This is a genomic window from Sphingomonas sp. LM7 (assembly GCF_002002925.1).
In the GTDB taxonomy this organism is placed as follows: Bacteria; Pseudomonadota; Alphaproteobacteria; order Sphingomonadales; family Sphingomonadaceae; genus Sphingomonas.
In genome coordinates, this window is sequence record NZ_CP019511.1 from 924,593 (window position 1) to 941,076 (window position 16,484).

The following is a 16,484-nucleotide window of genomic DNA, read 5'->3' on the forward strand; positions in this document are numbered from 1 at the left end:
CGCGGTCAGTCTTTGTCGCGCTTGAGGCGGATCAGCCCCTCCTGCGCGACGCTGGCGACCAGACGACCGTCCCGGGAATAGATCTTGCCGCGGTTGAAGCCGCGCGAATGGCCCGCCCAGGGGCTGTCGGTAGTGTAGAGCAGCCATTCGTCGAAGCGGAACGCTTCGTGCATCCAGATCGCGTGATCGAGGCTTGCGGTCTGCACGTCGCCGGTCATCCAGCTGACCCCGTGCGGGAGCAGGCAAGTGCCGAGCAGCGTCATGTCGCTGGCATATGCAAGCATCGCGCGGTGGAGCGCGAGATCGTCGGGCAGGGGCGCGACGACGCGGAACCAGCTGTGCTGGTACGGTTCCATCTTGTCGGGCGCGAACCAGTTGCGCGGGTTGACCGGGCGAATCTCGATCGGGCGGGCGCGCAGGAAGAAGCGGCGGAATTTTTCCGGAACCTGATCGCGGATCTGCTCGCGCAGCTCGCGCTCCGAACGGAGATCGTCCGGGTCGGGGACGTCGGGCATCGCGTCCTGATGGGCAAGGCCCTCCGCGGGCGCCTGGAAGCTCGCCGTCATGTTGAGGATCGGCTGGCCCTTCTGCATCGCGATGACGCGGCGATTGGCGAAGCTGCGCCCTTCGAAATCGCGGACGACGCGAAAGATGATCGGGTGGTTCTCGTCGCCCGGGCGCATGAAATAGGCGTGGAGCGAGTGCGCGGCCTTGTCGCCCTCCACCGAGCGCTGCGCTGCCTGGAGCGCCTGGGCGATGACCTGTCCGCCGAAGACGCGACCGACGCCGCCAGGCAGGCGGGGCCCGCGATAGAGATCGGTGTCGATCTCCTCGACGTCGAGGAGGGTGGTGAGCTGGGTTACGAGCTCTTCGAAAGTGGGTTCAGGCATCAATATCCTGCCGCCTGAGCCAGCGCATCGGCGTGGAAATTGGCGTCGCCGAACAGCTCGGCAAGGACTCGAGCGCGCTTCATGTAGAAGCCGATATCATATTCGTCGGTCATGCCGATGCCGCCGTGCATCTGGATGCCCTCCTGCACCGAGAGCGTGGTGGCGAGGCTGGTCATCGCCTTGGCGACCGAGACGGCGTCCGCGGCCCGTTCGTCGCCGGCATCGAGCAACTGCTGGGCCTTGAGCACCGCAGCGCGGGCGACTTCCATCTCGCTGTAGAGGTGAGCGGCGCGGTGCTGGAGCGCCTGGAAGCTGCCGATCAGCTGGCCGAACTGCTTGCGTTCCTTGAGATAGGTCACGGTCATGTCCATCGCGCCGCCGCCGACGCCGAGCAGTTCGGCCGAGGCGCCGGTGCGGCCCGCGGCGAGCAGGCGGGCGAGGGGAGCCTGATCGACTTCGCCGACCACCGCGTCGGCATCGACTTCGACTCCGTCGAAGGTCAGGCGCGCGGCGAGGCTGGCATCGGCGAGGCGCTGGGGATCCGCGGTGAGGCCGTTGGCGTCGGTGGGGACGGCGAACAATGTGGTACCGTGTTCGGTGGTGGCGGCGACAAGGAGCAGGTCGGCGACATGGCCGTGCGCGACGAACTGCTTGGCGCCAGTGAGGCGGAAGCCGTTGCCCGACCGCTCGGCCTTCATCTCGATGCAGCCGTCATGCTTGGCACGTTCGTCGATCGCGAGCGCAGCAACGGTCTCGCCGGCGAGGATGCCGGGGAACCAGCGCGCGGCGTGCGGCGTCCCCTTGAGCGCCTCGACTGCGGCGACGGCGGTCGTGAGGAAAGGCGAGGGGGAGAGATTGCGGCCGATCTCCTCGATCACGACGCCTGCCTCGACATGGCCTAGGCCTAAGCCGTTATCGGCTTCGGGGATCAGGATGCCGGTCAGGCCGAGTTCGGCGAACTGCTTCCACAAGTCGCGCGAGAAGCCGGTGGCATCGTTGGCGTCGCGCAAGCGCCGCATGTGGCTGACCGGTGCGTGCTCGGCGACGAAGTCCCTCGCGGTGTCACGGAGCATCGTCTGTTCGTCGGTGAGGTAGAGGGGCATCGTTCTTCTCTTTCTTAGCCCTCTCCCTTTGGGAGAGGGTTGGGTGAGGGCAGCTTGTCCTTTAGCGTCGCTCGTGGCCGCCCTCACCCTTCCGCCGACTTCGTCGGCTCCCTCCCTCTCCCAACGGGAGAGGGAATTGGCTCAGCTCGGCAAGTCCAGGATCCGCTTCGCGATGATGTTGAGCTGGATCTCGCTGGTGCCGCCTTCGATCGAATTGGCCTTGGTGCGCAGCCACGCACGCGGCGCGGCACCGTGATTGCTGGCCTCGCTATCCCATTCGAGCGTGTCCGATCCGCCCGCGGCCATGGTCAGCTCGTGGCGGGTCTTGTTCAGCTCGGTGCCGTAATATTTCATCATCGAGGGCTGGGCGGGATGCGCGCGGCCAGCCTTGAGCTCGTCGATGAAGCGTTCGGACATCGCCTTGAATGCCTGCGAGCGGACCTGGAACAGCGCGATCTGACCGCGCAGGATGGGATCGACGCCTTTGCGGGCCGCGTCGATCATCGGATCACCGGCGGGGCCGCCCAGGCCCATGCCCGAGATCATCTCGCGTTCGTGACCGAGCAGATATTTGGCGACGTCCCAGCCCTTGTTCTCATCATGGACGCGGTTGGCCTTGGGGACCTTCACATTGTCGAAGAACGTCTCGCAGAAGGGGGAATTGCCGCTGATCAGCAGGATCGGCCTGGTGCTGACCCCCTCGCTGGCCATGTCGAACAACACGAAGCTGATCCCGCCCTGCTTGGACGATTTGTCGGTGCGGACGAGGCAGAAGATCCAGTCGGCCTTGTCGGCGTACGACGTCCAGACCTTCTGGCCGTTGACGATATAATGGTCGCCGGCGTCGTCGGCGCTGGCCTGGAGCCCGGCGAGGTCGGAGCCGGCATTGGGCTCGCTATAGCCCTGGCACCAGCGGATCTCGCCGCGGGCGATCCTGGGGAGATGCTCTAGCTTCTGCTCCTCGGTGCCGTACTTCAGCAGCGCCGGCCCGAGCATCGAAATGCCGAAGCTGTTGAGCGGGTTGCGGCATTTGAGCCGTGCCATTTCCTCGCGGAGGATCTTGGTCTCGGCCGGGCTTAGCCCGCCGCCGCCATAGGCGCTGGGCCAGTCCGGGACGGTCCAGCCGCGTTCGCCCATCCGGTCCATCCAGAGCTTCTGGTCGGGATGGGCGAATTCGGGGTTGCGGCCGCCCCAGGTAGCGTCCTTCTCGCCGCGCATCGGGGTGCGCATGGTTTCCGGGCAATTGGCTTCGAGCCATGCGCGGGTTTCGGCGCGGAAGGTTTCCAGATCGGTGTCAGACATTTCAAATCCTCCCTCGTCATGCCGGATTTATTCCGGCATCCACCATGCCGTGCCCACCGGTCCAGAGGTTCTAGACCGGCGCATCGCGTCGAGGTGGACCCCGGAACAAGTCCGGGGTGACGAATTGATTTTTGCGGGCGTTCTTGCGCCCGTCACTTGTTGAACTTCTCGCCCTTTTCCGCCTTCTCGCGGAGCAACGGGGCAACTTCGAAGCCGTATTTCTCCAAGCCCGCGACGATCTTGGCCAGACCCTCGGTATCGGCCCAGAACATCGGGCCGCCGCGGTACGGGGGCCAGCCATAGCCATAGACCCACACCACATCGATGTCCGACGCGCGTTGGGCCATGCCTTCCGCCAGGATCAAGGCACCTTCGTTGACCATCGTATAGAGCGTGCGGACGACGATCTCCTCCTCGGTGATCTCGTGGCTGGGCACGTTCAGCTTTCCGCGCCACTCCTCGATCAGTTCGGCGACGCGCGGGCTGTTCGACGGCGTGCGCTTCTCGTCATAATCGTAGAAGCCTGCGCTCTTCTTCTGGCCCCAGCGGCCCTCGGCGGCGAGCGCGTCGCGGATGTTCTCGATGCGGTCGGGATCGCGGTGCCAGCCGATGTCGACGCCGGCGAGGTCGGCCATCTGGAAGGGGCCCATCGGCATGCCGAAGGCGACATGGACCTTGTCGATCTGCTCGGGCGTGGCGCCTTCGAGCAGCATCTTGTTCGCCTCGATCTGGCGCGGCATCAGCATGCGATTGCCGATGAAGCCGTAGCAGACGCCGGCGATGACGGCGACTTTCTTGATCTTCTTGCTGAGCGCCATCGCGGTGGCGAGGACGTCGTCGGCGGTCTTGGCGCCGCGGACGATTTCGAGCAGCTTCATCACGTTGGCGGGCGAGAAGAAGTGCAGGCCGAGCACATCCTGCGGACGGCTGGTCGCCGCGGCGATCTCGTCCACGTTGAGGTAGGAGGTGTTCGAGGCGAGGATGGCGCCGGGCTTGGCGATCTTGTCGAGCCGGCCGAACACGTCCTTCTTGACATCCATGCTCTCATAGACCGCTTCGATGATGAGATCGCACTCGGCGAGATCGTCGAAATTGAGCGTGGGCTTGAGCAGCCCCATCGCGCCTTCGACCTGCTCGGGCGTCATCCGGCCCTTGGCGGCAGTCGCTTCGTAATTCTTGCGGATCGTCGCGGTGCCGCGGTCGAGCGCTTCCTGTGCCATCTCAACGATGGTCACCGGCACGCCGGCGGTGAGGAAGTTCATCGAGATGCCGCCGCCCATCGTGCCGGCGCCGATCACGCCGACGCGCTTGATGTCGCGCAGCGTGATGTCCTCGGCGATGCCGTCGATCTTGGCGGCCTTGCGCTCGGCGAAGAAGATGTGGCGCAGCGCGGCCGACTGGGCGCCCATGATCAGCTTCATGAAGCCCATGCGCTCGGCCTGGACGCCCTCGGCATAGGGCTTGCCGGCGGTCGCCTCGATCAGGTCGACGATCGCGTTGGGCGCATCCATGCCGCGGAAACGCTTCGCGTTGGTCTTACGGAAGGCCTCGAACACGGCGGGATCGACGGTTACCGGACGTTCGGACGAGCGCGAGACCGGTTTGCCGATGACTTCCTGTGCGAAGGTGACGGCGTCGGCGAGGAGATTGCCTTCGGTGGCGAGCCGGTCGACGAGGCCGGCTTCCTTGGCCTGGGTGGCGGAAATGGGATCGCCCTTGGTAGCGAGTTCGAGCGCGGCTTCTACGCCTGCAACGCGCGGCATGCGCTGGGTGCCGCCGGCGCCGGGCAGGATGCCGAGCTTCACCTCTGGCAGGCCGAACTTGGCGCTAGGGACGGCGATGCGATAGTGCGAGGCGAGGGCGACTTCGCAGCCGCCGCCGAGTGCAGTACCGTGGACCGCGGCGATCACCGGCTTGTCGAGCGCCTCGATCTGATCGACCAGCACGGGAAGCGAGGGCTCCTGCATCGCCTTGCCGAATTCTGTGATGTCGGCGCCCGCGAAGAAGGTCTTGCCCGCGGCGATAATGACGACCGCCTTGATGCTGTCGTCGTTCTTCGCTTCCTCGATGCCCGCCTGCAGGCCCTGGCGCACTGCGGCGCCGAGCGCATTCACCGGCGGATTGTCCGACGTGAGGATCAGGACATCGCCCTGGCGGCTGGTAGTGATGGGGGAGGTCATTTCGGGCTCCATTTATGATTCACGCGAAGGCGCGAAGAAGAAGTGGTTCGCGCAACGACGCAACGATGCGACGAGCGAATACTGCAAGGCGGGGACGTAGCCGCGTCAACGGTTCTGATCATCGGCCTGGAATGCGGAAAACTGCCGCTGGCGCGGCGGCACAACCTCGTCGCGTCGTCGTGTCGTCGCGCGAACATCTTTTCGACCACCATCATGTCAGCGCCGAATAGATTAGCGTCTTGAGTTCACGGCGGATCGGGTAGCGCATCGACGGGGTGAACTGCGTCATGAACACCAAATGGATGCGCTCGACGGGATCGACGAAAAAGGCAGTCGAGAACATCCCGCCCCAATAATATTCGCCCGCCGAGCCGGGGACCAGCGTCCGCGCGACATCGGTGGTGACCGCGAAGCCCAGGCCGAAGCCGGTGCCCGCGTTGGTCGCCTCGCTGAACAGCGAACGGGACATGGTGGCGAGGTCCGAACCGCCGGGGAGGTGGTTCATCGTCATCAGCTCGATCGTCTTGGGGCTGACCAAGCGGACGCCATCGAGCACTCCGCCGTTCAGGCAGAAGCTGCAGAAACGGTGATAGTCGAGGGCCGTCGAGACCAGACCGCCGCCACCCGAGACGAGCTTGGGAAAGCGCGACCAAGCCGAGGCGTCGCCGCGATCGTAGAGGACGCGCTTGCCGGAATCGTCGAGCGCCCAGCAATCGGCGAGACGGTCGATCTTGTCGGCGGGCACCAGGAAGAAGGTGTCGACCATGCCGAGCGGGGCGAAGATGCGCTCCTCGAAAAAGCGATCGAGCTTCATGCCTGAGACGCGCTCGACCACGGCGCCGAGCACGTCCGTCGAAACGGAGTAGTTCCATTCGGCGCCGGGTGAGAATTCGAGCGGCAGCTTGCCGAGTGCCGCGACGAATTCGTCGAGGGTCAGATTGCCGTGCCAAGTCTCCATCTTCGATTGGCGATAGGCGGCATCGACATTGGTGCGGTTCTGGAAGCTGTAGGTCAGGCCCGATGTGTGGCGCAGCAAATCGACCATGCGCATCGGCTCGGCCGTCGGCTTGGTCGCGAACGGGACGCCCGCGCCACCGCCGGCATAGACGCCGAGGCCCTTCAGTTCGGGCAGGACGTGATGGACCGGCGTATCGAGCGCGACCCTGGCTTCCTCGACCAGCATCATGAAGGCGAGGCTGGTGATCGGCTTGGTCATCGAGGCGATGCGGAACAGCGTGCCCTCGTCCACGGGCGCGCCGCCTTGGCGTGCCGCGCCCTGATGCGAGAAATGCGCGATCTCGCCATCGCGGGCGATGAGCAACTGCGCATGGGGTAGCTTGCCCGAGTCGAGATAGCGCTCCTTCACGAACGCATCGATTCGCGCCAGCCGTGCAGCGTCGAATCCGTAGCGTCCCGGCCGTGTCATCTGCATTCGAGTGGCATACCTCTTGTTCGAATCCGCTCAATCGCACCATATCCGCGATGCACTTCCCCTATTGCCTTGAGCGCGACGCGAATCAACACTAACGTTGAGTCCGGTGGGGCAGAAATGCCCAAACCCAACATTCGGAAAACAAACTGGAGAGATGTCGCTTGTCCCTCGATCCGATCGTTCCGCCAAGTCCCGACTGGCCCAAGATGTCGCTGGAGCAGGCCAAGGCACTGCTGACTGCGCCGGGCGCCAAGTTCGAGATGGAGACCGTCGATATCGGCGGCGTGCCGACCCGAGTGTGGAAACAGGCGCCGCCATCGCTGCGAGTGCTGGCGCAGATGGTGCGGGCTTATGGTGCGCGCGAATTCACGATCTACCAGGACGAGCGCGTCACCTTCGAGGCGAATTATCGGGCGACGTCGCATATCGCGCACAAGCTGGCCGAAATGGGCGTGCGCAAGGGCGACCGGATCGGGCTGGCGATGCGCAACCTGCCTGAATGGCCGGCGATCTTCTTCGCGGGCATGGCGATCGGCGCGATCATCGTGCCGCTCAATGCGTGGTGGACCGGCGGCGAGCTAGAATATGCCCTCAAGGACTCGGGGGTGAAAATCCTGTTCGTCGATGGCGAACGGCACGAGCGGCTGAAGCAATGCTATGACAAGCTGCCCGATCTCGATCATGTGGTGGTCAGCCGCGCCAAGGGTTCGCTGGAGCCGCCGGCAGTCGCGCTCGAATCGCTGATCGGCGAGGCGAACGCCTGGGCCACGCTCGACGATATCGGCTTTCCGGATGCCGAGATCGCGCCGGACGACGATGCGACGATCTTCTACACCAGCGGCACCACCGGCAGCCCCAAGGGCGCGCTGGGCACGCACCGCAACCTGATCACCAACATCCTGTCGAGCGCCTATGTCGCGGCGCGGACGATGCTGCGCCGGGGCGAGACGCCCCCGCCGGCACCCGAGCCCAAGACGATGCTGCTGGTCATCCCGCTGTTCCACGTCACGGCTTGCTCGGCGGCGATGATGGGGGCGGTCGCTTCGGGATCGACCCTCGTGTTCATGCGCAAATGGGAGCCCGAGCTGGCGATGGAGATCATCCAGCGCGAGCGCGTCCACGCCACCGGCGGGGTACCCACGATCGCGTGGCAGCTGCTCGAGCACCCGGCGCGGGCGAACTACGACCTGTCGAGCCTGGAAACGATTGCCTATGGCGGCGCACCCTCGGCGCCCGAGCTGGTCAAGCGCATCCACCAGGAATTCGGGGCGCTCCCCGGAAACGGCTGGGGGATGACCGAGACGATGGCGACGGTGACCAACCATTCAGGCGAGGAATATCTCGCGCGGCCGACCAGTGCGGGGCCGCCGGTGGCCGCTGCCGACCTCAAGATCATGTCGGTGGAGGGCGATCGCGAGCTTCCGCTCGGTGAAGTCGGCGAACTCTGGGCGCGCGGGCCGATGGTCGTGAAGGGCTATTGGAACAAGCCCGAGGCGACGGCGGAGACCTTTGTCGATGGCTGGGTGCGTACCGGCGATCTGGCGCGGCTGGACGAGGACGGGTTTCTCTATGTCGTGGATCGCGCCAAGGACATGATCATCCGCGGCGGCGAGAACATCTATTCGAGCGAAGTCGAGGACGTGCTCTACGCGCATCCCGCGGTGACCGATTGTGCGCTGGTCGGCGTGCCGCATCGCACCTTGGGCGAGGAGCCTGCAGCGGTAGTGCATCTGGCGCCGGGCAAGTCGGCGACCGAGGCCGAGTTGCAGGAATGGGTGCGCGCGCGGCTGGCGGGGTTCAAGGTGCCGGTGCAGGTACGCTTCGTGAAGGACGTGCTGCCGCGCAATGCCCAGGGGAAGATCCTGAAGACCGATCTGCGCGAGCTGTTCGCCGAGGAAGCCGCGGCCTGAAGCGCTTGCGGATGGCGAAGGAGGCGCTAACCCTCGTTCGACGGTGACGGAGGAACGCGGCGATGCTTCTGCCCCTGATATTCGTGACGAGCCTCATCGGTGGTGCGCAGGACGTGGCTCCCGTTCCGGGCGGCTGCAGCGCGCCGGCCGCGGAGAATGTCGGCAAGCCGGGCTGTTTTCTTTCCGCCGAGATCGAGATCGCCAAGCCGCCGGCGGAGCTGTTCTGGCACATCACGAGCTTCGCCAGCGAGGCGCGGGCGCAACAGGAAGCGCCGCGGCACCTCTGGAAGACCCTCGTGCACGCGCATGGCCGGGTCTGGCTCTACGTGGTCGGACGCCGCGAGGAGGACATCCGCAGCGGCGAACTTTGGGGTGTGGTGGGGCCGCTCAAGGTTCCGGGGAAGGGCCCGGTTACGGTGCGCTTTATGGAGTCGTTGTTTCCGCCTGGCATGCGGACTCGGGTGCATGCGCATTCTGGGCCCGAGGCATTTTTCGTCGTCGATGGCGAGCAGTGCGTCGAGACGCCAAGGGACAAGCACCGGATTCCGGCACGGCAGAGCTATATCGTCGAGCGTGGCGCGCATTTGCAGGCGGCACCCGGCGGCCGGCGAAGCCTGGTGGCGATCGTCGCGCCCAAGGGCGAGCCGTGGATGACCCTCGGCCAGGATTGGGTGCCGACGGGGTTCTGCTCCTAGCCGTCAGCCGGGTGCGCGCCATCGCTCGGTGGCGAGGACGATCAGCGCGCCCGCGGTGTAGGCGAGGAGATCTTTCAACTCGAAGCCATAGCCAAGCACGACGCGCGCGACCGGATTGCGATCGAGACCGAGCAGGTCGAGCAAGCGGAAAAGCTGGGCGAACTCGACCATGAAGGCGATCGTCAGGGCGATCACGACTGCATGGACCACGCCGATACGGAATATGGCGCGTAGCCCGGCATAGACGAAGATCACCGCCAGCGTGTCGCCCAGATAGGGACGGACGAAACGGTCCCGCACGAACAGCGCGATCACGACTTCGACGAGGAACAGGCCCAGCGTGAGCAGGGCATAGCCGCGGTGGAAGCGCATGTCAGCGAATGACGCGTTCGACGGCGGCTTTCCAGCCCTCGAGCCTGACCTGTCGGGCCTCGCCGTCCAGCCTCGGTTCGAAGGTCGTGCCCTTGCCGCGCATCGCCGCCGCTTCTTCCAGCCCGCGGAACAGGCCGCAGCCTATGCCGGCCAGCATCGCCGCGCCGAGCGCAGTGGTTTCGGCGAAGTCGGGGCGGTCGACGGGGAGGGCTAGGACGTCGGCGAGGTCCTGCGCCATCCAGTCATTGGCGACCATGCCGCCATCGACACGCAGCCGCGCCCAGTCGGCGCCGTCGGCGGCGAAGGCTGTCTTCAGGTCGTGGCTCTGGTGTGCCATCGATTCTAGCGCGGCGCGGATGATGTGCGCGCGGGTGCTGGAAAAGCTGAGACCGGAAAGCGATGCACGTGCCTCGGGCTCCCACCAGGGTGCGCCGAGGCCGCTCAGCGCAGGGACGAGATAGACACCGCCATTGTCGGGCACCGAGCGGGCGAGCGCCTCGGTCTCGGGCGCGGTCTCGATCAGGCCGACCGAGTCGCGGAGCCACTGGATCAGGCTGCCGGCGACGAATACCGAGCCTTCGATCGCATAGGTGCGCCGGCCGCCCAGCTGCCAGAGCACGGTGGCGAGAAGACGATGTTTGGAGGCGGGTGGGGCGGTGCCGGCATTGGTGAGGATGAAGGCGCCGGTGCCATAGGTGGCCTTGGTATCGCCCTTGGCGAAGCAGGTCTGGCCGATCGTCGCCGATTGCTGGTCGCCCGCGAGCCCGCAGATCGGGAGTTCGCTGCCGAAGAGCTTTGTGGTGCCGAAGCGGCCGGCGCAATCGACGATCTCGGGAAGTGCGTCGCGCGGGGCGGAGAACATGTCGAGCAGCCCGTCGCTCCAGCCTCCCGAGCCCAGGCCCATCAGCAGGGTGCGCGAGGCGTTGGTGGCGTCGGTAATGTGGAGGCCACCAGTCAGTTTCCACACCAGCCAGCTCTCGATCGTGCCAATCGCCAGGCGATCGCCCGCTTCCTTGAGCTGGGGCCAGTTCGCCATCGCCCAGGCGATCTTGGTGCCCGAGAAATAGGGGTCGAGCAGCAACCCGGTGCGCGCCTGGACGCCGGGTTCCTCGCCGGCGTCACGCCATGCGCGGCACAGTGCGGCGCTGCGGCGGTCCTGCCATACGATCGCCGGGGCGAGGGGCTCGCCGGTAATCTTGTCCCAGAAGACGATCGTCTCGCGCTGATTGGTGATGCCGATCGCGGCGATGGCGTCAGGCCCGCCGGCCTTCTCGACCATCGCTTGCGCGCACGCGAGGGTGCGGGTCCAGATTTCGGCCGCGTCGTGCTCGACCAGGCCGGGGCCGGGATAATGCTGGGTGAGTTCGGCGGCATGCGTACCGACGCATTTGCCCGACGGCTCGAACAGCATCGCGCGAGTGGAAGTGGTGCCCTCGTCGAGGACCAGCAGGAGTTCGCCCATCGGGGCAACCTAGCCTCGATTGCGGTCTGCGCAACCGGCGTTGCTACCGCCTGCGCCGCCTCCTAGAAGCGAGATGAAGGAGAGCGGTGGGTGGACGAGCAACCCGGGGCGATGGGCGGTGGCAGCGAGCGCGACGGAGGGATTCCGCCGGCGGCGCCGCGCGAACCGATTCTCTCGCCCGAAGCGCCGGAGACGCTGGGCGACGGCCAGAAGCGCGACCGGCTGATGGCGGCGCTTGCACTGATGATCGGCATCGGATTGCTGTTCGCGATCCCCTTCGCGCTGCGCGAAGGCTCGCCCTTTTTCCTGCCGCTGACCGCCGCACTGGTGATCGCGATCGCGCTGGTGCCGATGCTCGAATGGCTGGAGCGGCACCGCGTGCCGGCACCGCTGGCAGCGTTCGTCTGCGTGCTGCTGTTCCTGATCGCCGCGAACATCGCGCTCGCCTCGATCGTCGTGCCGGCCTGGCAATGGATGCAGCGGCTTCCCGAGAGCATTCCGCAGATCCAGCACAATCTGGAGCCGCTGATCCAATTCTATTCGAACCTCGAGCGGTTCGTGGACAAGACGCTGACCAATTTCGCGTCGGCGCCGGTGCGCCAGCCCGAGACGATCGCGGTGGCGCCGCCGCGTTCGCTGCTCGACCTGTTCACCACTTCGGCGCCGTCGGCGCTGATCGAGATGTTCTTCGCGATCCTGGTGATCTATTTCTTCCTCTCTGGCTGGACGCGGCTGCGGCGCAACGCGATCACCCGGCGGGCGAGCTTCGGCGGGGCCATGGCCACTGCGCGGGTCATCCAGGACGTGGTCGATGACACGTCGGCCTATCTGGGCACGATCACGCTGATCAACGTCACGCTGGGGCTGATCGTCGCAGGCGCCCTATATGCGATCGGCATGCCGACGCCGCTGATGTGGGGCGGGATCGTCGCGCTGCTCAACTACATCCCCTATATCGGACCGGTGATGGCGGCGATGCTGCTGGCGGTGGGCGGACTGATGAGCTTTGCCGACATCTGGTGGGCGCTGCTGCCCGCCGCGCTGATGATCGGTGCGCACCTGATCGAAGCCAATGTCGTGACGCCGCTGATCGTCGGGCATCGCCTTACCATCAGCCCGATACTGATCCTCGTCTCGCTGAGCTTCTGGGGCTGGGTATGGGGCACGCCAGGGGCGCTTCTCGCAGTGCCGCTGCTGATCATCATCCAGACCGTGCTCAACGCCGCGGGCAAGCCGGACATCGCCGGATTCCTGTTCGAACACGGTACGCTGGTGGGCGATCCGGGCGAGACGCGCGCGCATCGCCGGCAAAGTCGCGACCAATCCGGTTGACACCCCCGAAAGCCGGGGTTAGTGGCCGCCTCCTCGCTTCGAGAGCGGGTGTAGCTCAGTTGGTTAGAGCGCCGGCCTGTCACGCCGGAGGTCGCGGGTTCGAGCCCCGTCACTCGCGCCACGCGGGATCCTTTCGGGGCTCCCTTGTGGTTCAATCGCAGCGCCTTCCAGATTGCGGCATGCGTCGCCTCGCTTGGATCAAGCGGGTGTAGCTCAGTTGGTTAGAGCGCCGGCCTGTCACGCCGGAGGTCGCGGGTTCGAGCCCCGTCACTCGCGCCATGCCCCAATGTTTCCACAGCATTCCCGGAACGGGCAGATTGACTTCGGCAGCGCCGAAGCCTTCAATGCCGCGCAACAATAACGGTCGCGACTGCTTGCATCCTGGGGAGATGGTTATGCGGCGACGCATGATCCTGTTGCTGCCGTTCCTGCTTGCGTCCAGCCACTGCGCGGGGCCCGCTCCGGCGCCCACCGCCAATCCCAGCACCGACAGTGCGACGATGGGTCCCGACGAAGGGGCCGAGACGGCGGGACCGCACCCCCCCGTAACGGCACCCGATCCCGCGACGGCGTTGCCGGATCCCACCGATACCTCCGAAAATACCATGGCGGAGATTGACGATGTCATTGTCGGCGCGCCGCGGCCATCGAGCGGCGGCGGCGCTGTCAGGGTCCCGATTACCGCGGCGGGGCCTCCCGCTGCCTCCCGCGACGAACCGGTGTCGTGCGATGCGATCGACGACGACGTGTCCGCGGCGGATTGCGCCGAGTTCACACGGCAAAAGGCGCGGCTGCGGCCCGGAATGCTCGCATTCGATCCGCCCGCCAAGATGACGGTCGGCGTGACCTATGACCTGACGCTGAGCATCGGCAAGGCGGCGGATGCCGAGGATGTGCGCGCCGATGTGCGCCGAGAAGGCCGGCGAATCGAGGAACGCTCGCTGCAGGTTGGCGCGTTCATGACTGCGAACCTCACCGGCACGGCCTTCACGATCAAGCTGCAGGGCGACCAGCCTGCCGAGCGCAAGCTCGGGGCGGACCGCCGCGAGATCTGGCAATGGCAGGTGACGCCCAGCCGGGCAGGCCAGCAGCGTCTGTTGCTCAAGGTTTCGGCGGATGCGGTCGCCGCGGACGGCAGGCGGCACCGCTTCGCGCTGGCGAACCGGCCGGTCGATGTGCTGGTCGAAGTCTCGGCGGCGCAGCGTCGCGAGGACCGAACCAAGGGGATCGAAGACTCGCTCGGCCGCGGCGCGCGGGTGATGAGCGCGCTGGAGAAATGGCTGATCGGGCTTGCTGCGTTGCTCGCCGCGGCGGGCGGGGCTTGGCTGGCGCTGCGCAAGTTCGGCAGGGGCAAGGAAGCCAGCGACGAGCCGGGCAAGCCCCAACCCTAGGGGTACGCTCGATTGGACGCCCTGGCTGGTCGAGGCGGAACGATCTTGTGCGACCAAAGGTCACACCAGGGTCACACTATCGCGCATGTTCCAGAGGCGGCGGAGCCATGTGGGAGAATCCTAGAAAGTTCAGCTGACGCGCGTTTGCGCTCCAGCCAGCGGGAAACTGCCACCGCCGCGATCCAATCCAATTGGATACAGGCCATGGTCCCGCTCCCGTTGTGCGCCGGGGAAAAGGAGCGGTATCCAGGCTCAAGGCCGGGATGACTGAGATTCATGGATAGTCCGCCTGGTATCTCAACCTAGCGCCGTGACCCGCCGAGCATCGCGTCGATCGAATAGCGGCCCGCGCCCTGCGTGGCGAACAACAGGCCGAACAGGATCAGGCTGGTCGCGGGGAAGGCGCCGCGGATGCCGAGTTTGGCATCGACCATCGCGACTGCCACTGCGAAATTGACTGCGCAGACCAGCCCCGCCCAACGCGTCAGGAATCCGCCGACAAAGGCGATGCCGCAGGCGAATTGCGCCCAGACCGACAAAGGTGCCAGCCATTTGGGGTAGGGGAAGCCATGGCTGCCAAGGAAGCGCGCGAACTCGGCCATCCGCGCGCTGCTCTGGATATTGTCCCACACACCCCAGATCAGGAAGGCGCCGATCGCCAGCCGCGCCAGCAACAGCGCGGCATCGGAGTAGCTTGCGAAACCCGTAGATCGACTGCGCCTGAAAGTCATTATTCCTCCGTCGATTGGGCGATGAGGCTAGCGCCTATTCTCAGCGCTTGCGACCGTTCAATCGGGCAGGCGCCAATTGCCGGTTTCCATCCAGCGGAGCAGCGGCTTGAGCGGCGCGATCCACGCAATGCCCAGCACGACATAGATCACCAGCTGGACGAGGACGGGCAGCGATCCGATCTCTGCGGAGAAGCTGGCGACGAGGACCACCCAGACGAGGATCAGCACCAGGATAGCCAGCGTGCCGGCGGGCTTGCGCCAACTCGCCTTTACTTCTCCGTGTGCCACAACATGCCTTCCTCGGTGATGATCGCGTGCAGCGGCACGTCCCAGATGTCGGCGGGGATAGCAGGCACTTCCTGTACCGACCATGCCACGCCAACACGCCATGCGGCTTCGTAGCGGGCAAAGGCGCGGTCGTAATGGCCGGCGCCTTGCCCGAGCCGATTGAGGCGGCGATCGAAGCCGACCAGCGGGGTGAGGATCACGTCGGGCGCGACTTCGGGGCTGGAGGCATCGGGCTGGCGCAGGCTGAACGGCCCCGCGACGAGCGGCTGACCGAGCACCCAGGCGAGGAACCGGATCGGTGCTGCGCGATCGACGACGAAGGGCAGGGCGAGCGGGCAGCCGAGCGCGGCCGCCGCGGCGGCGAGCTGAGTCGGATCCGCCTCGCTGCCGACCGGGCAATAGGTAGCGACGATCGCGCCGGGCCGGAGCCGTTCGACAAAAGCACCGGGCGCGAGGATCGCGGAGGACGATTCGGAGCCGAAACGGTCTCGTGCGGCGCGGAGCTTGGCGCGGAGCGCGGGCTTGTCGAGAATCATGCGGGAATGCGGTGGCGGGACCGCCATGGCCGTTTGCCAGAATATCCTCTGACGCTCGGTACGTCAGGTGGGAACCATGTGCGACAGACCAGGATCTGCACAGGGACAGCTCCCATGGATGATGAATAGCCTCAGGGATATGCCGAGGCTCGTACCGGGCAGTTCCCGCCGTATCTGCATTTAGGATGGCGGAGGCCGCTACGCAACCGCTTCCGCGCGATTTCAGGCCTCGGCGGCGTCTTCCTCGAGCGCGGCGGCGACGGCTTCGAGCCGGTCGGCGATGCGTTCGAGGAGCACCGGCGAGACGCCTTCGGGCGGATTGCGCTGCACGTCGTCGACCATGTCGGCGAGGATCAGCGAGAGATAGACCAGAGTTCGCTCGGCATTGAGCCCGCCCGAGGCGCGCTGCGCGGATGGCGCATGCTCCTGAAGGATCGATTCGAGGTGGCGGAGATGCGGCTCGTCGCCGTCGCGCGCGGCGATCGAATAGCTTCTGCCGGCAACGCTGATGTCGATATCGGCCATCAATCGGCTTCCACGCTGGCGCTCTCGCGGGCGATCAGCGCGTCGAGCGACGTCACGGCGTCCCCGATCCGCGCGCGCAGCTTGGCGTGGCGGGTGGCGAGGCGGGCAGTGGCATAGGCGCGCGCGGCGGCGGCGGCCTCGATCCGCGCAAGCGCCTGTTCGATACGATCTGAGGGGCTTTCGGCCATAGCTCACTCGATTAGGCAGAGCGGACCGGCGCGGCAAGTGCGCATGAGGCGAACGGTCCATCGTTTTTCCATCGCGGGCGAACGGCTTCGGCCAAGCGGGTCGGCGGAGCGGTTGACGCGCGGGCGCGTGCGTCCCAAAGGCGTCCG

Annotated in this window: 16 protein-coding genes and 2 tRNA genes; 6 read left to right on the forward strand and 12 right to left on the reverse strand. The window is 66.1% G+C overall.

What is annotated here, in order from left to right:
- Positions 1-5 precede the first annotated feature (5 nt).
- From BXU08_RS04235 to BXU08_RS04255, 5 genes are all read right to left on the reverse strand, one after another.
- Positions 6-890 (reverse strand): acyl-CoA thioesterase II, encoded by an 885-nt coding sequence (locus tag BXU08_RS04235; protein ID WP_077508947.1) that lies wholly within the window; start codon positions 888-890, stop codon positions 6-8.
- Positions 890-1,993, reverse strand: a complete 1,104-nt coding sequence (locus BXU08_RS04240) for an acyl-CoA dehydrogenase family protein (protein ID WP_077508948.1) — start codon at positions 1,991-1,993, stop codon at positions 890-892. Before BXU08_RS04240 ends, BXU08_RS04235 begins: the two co-directional genes overlap by 1 nt.
- A 141-nt stretch (positions 1,994-2,134) precedes the next feature.
- Positions 2,135-3,295: an acyl-CoA dehydrogenase family protein gene (locus tag BXU08_RS04245; protein WP_077508949.1), complete on the reverse strand. Its 1,161-nt coding sequence runs from the start codon at positions 3,293-3,295 to the stop codon at positions 2,135-2,137.
- Between the two features lie 152 nt (positions 3,296-3,447).
- Positions 3,448-5,475, reverse strand: coding sequence for a 3-hydroxyacyl-CoA dehydrogenase NAD-binding domain-containing protein (locus tag BXU08_RS04250; RefSeq protein ID WP_077511999.1), 2,028 nt, complete (start codon positions 5,473-5,475; stop codon positions 3,448-3,450).
- 211 nt (positions 5,476-5,686) lie between these two features.
- A complete protein-coding gene (locus tag BXU08_RS04255; RefSeq protein ID WP_077508950.1) occupies positions 5,687-6,907 on the reverse strand; it encodes a serine hydrolase in 1,221 nt (406 codons plus the stop codon).
- A 206-nt stretch (positions 6,908-7,113) separates the two neighbouring features.
- On the opposite strand from BXU08_RS04255, the gene BXU08_RS04260 reads away from it, so the two are divergent.
- Together BXU08_RS04260 and BXU08_RS04265 are read left to right on the forward strand one after the other, a co-directional pair.
- Positions 7,114-8,817 carry a class I adenylate-forming enzyme family protein gene (locus BXU08_RS04260; protein ID WP_077512001.1) on the forward strand — a complete coding sequence of 568 codons (1,704 nt, stop codon included), beginning with the start codon at positions 7,114-7,116 and terminating at the stop codon, positions 8,815-8,817.
- Positions 8,818-8,879: 62 nt separating this feature from the next.
- Entirely contained in the window at positions 8,880-9,512 is a 633-nt protein-coding gene (locus tag BXU08_RS04265; protein WP_077508951.1) for a cupin domain-containing protein, read from the forward strand.
- Positions 9,513-9,515: 3 nt separating this feature from the next.
- On the opposite strand, the gene BXU08_RS04270 is transcribed toward BXU08_RS04265, so the two are convergent.
- Entirely contained in the window at positions 9,516-9,884 is a 369-nt protein-coding gene (locus BXU08_RS04270; protein WP_077508952.1) for a DUF2809 domain-containing protein, read from the reverse strand.
- 1 nt (position 9,885) lies between these two features.
- Positions 9,886-11,346 carry a glycerol kinase GlpK gene (locus tag BXU08_RS04275; RefSeq protein ID WP_077508953.1) on the reverse strand — a complete coding sequence of 487 codons (1,461 nt, stop codon included), beginning with the start codon at positions 11,344-11,346 and terminating at the stop codon, positions 9,886-9,888.
- A gap of 111 nt (positions 11,347-11,457) precedes the next feature.
- Between BXU08_RS04275 and BXU08_RS04280 the strand changes: the two genes are divergently transcribed.
- The 4 genes from BXU08_RS04280 to BXU08_RS04295 all read left to right on the forward strand — a co-directional run bounded on the left by BXU08_RS04280 (position 11,458) and on the right by BXU08_RS04295 (position 14,069).
- Positions 11,458-12,678 (forward strand): AI-2E family transporter, encoded by a 1,221-nt coding sequence (locus BXU08_RS04280; protein WP_077508954.1) that lies wholly within the window; start codon positions 11,458-11,460, stop codon positions 12,676-12,678.
- A gap of 44 nt (positions 12,679-12,722) precedes the next feature.
- Positions 12,723-12,799: transfer RNA gene (locus BXU08_RS04285), tRNA-Asp, on the forward strand.
- 81 nt (positions 12,800-12,880) lie between these two features.
- A tRNA-Asp gene (locus BXU08_RS04290) sits at positions 12,881-12,957 on the forward strand.
- A gap of 116 nt (positions 12,958-13,073) precedes the next feature.
- The gene (locus BXU08_RS04295) at positions 13,074-14,069 is read left to right on the forward strand and encodes a hypothetical protein (protein ID WP_171982417.1); all 996 of its coding nucleotides are present in this window, start codon (positions 13,074-13,076) and stop codon (positions 14,067-14,069) included.
- A gap of 302 nt (positions 14,070-14,371) precedes the next feature.
- Here the strand turns inward: BXU08_RS04295 and BXU08_RS04300 are convergent, their stop codons facing one another.
- From BXU08_RS04300 to BXU08_RS04320, 5 genes are all read right to left on the reverse strand, one after another.
- Positions 14,372-14,800, reverse strand: coding sequence for a DoxX family protein (locus tag BXU08_RS04300; protein WP_077508956.1), 429 nt, complete (start codon positions 14,798-14,800; stop codon positions 14,372-14,374).
- Between the two features lie 57 nt (positions 14,801-14,857).
- Positions 14,858-15,088 carry a DUF2842 domain-containing protein gene (locus tag BXU08_RS04305; protein ID WP_253190501.1) on the reverse strand — a complete coding sequence of 77 codons (231 nt, stop codon included), beginning with the start codon at positions 15,086-15,088 and terminating at the stop codon, positions 14,858-14,860.
- Positions 15,070-15,624 carry a 5-formyltetrahydrofolate cyclo-ligase gene (locus tag BXU08_RS04310; protein WP_171982418.1) on the reverse strand — a complete coding sequence of 185 codons (555 nt, stop codon included), beginning with the start codon at positions 15,622-15,624 and terminating at the stop codon, positions 15,070-15,072. The genes BXU08_RS04305 and BXU08_RS04310 overlap by 19 nt, the downstream gene beginning before the upstream one ends.
- Before the next feature lie 222 nt (positions 15,625-15,846).
- Positions 15,847-16,149, reverse strand: coding sequence for a cell division protein ZapA (zapA, locus tag BXU08_RS04315; protein ID WP_077508958.1), 303 nt, complete (start codon positions 16,147-16,149; stop codon positions 15,847-15,849).
- Positions 16,149-16,337 carry a hypothetical protein gene (locus BXU08_RS04320; protein WP_077508959.1) on the reverse strand — a complete coding sequence of 63 codons (189 nt, stop codon included), beginning with the start codon at positions 16,335-16,337 and terminating at the stop codon, positions 16,149-16,151. Before BXU08_RS04320 ends, zapA begins: the two co-directional genes overlap by 1 nt.
- Positions 16,338-16,484 lie beyond the last annotated feature (147 nt).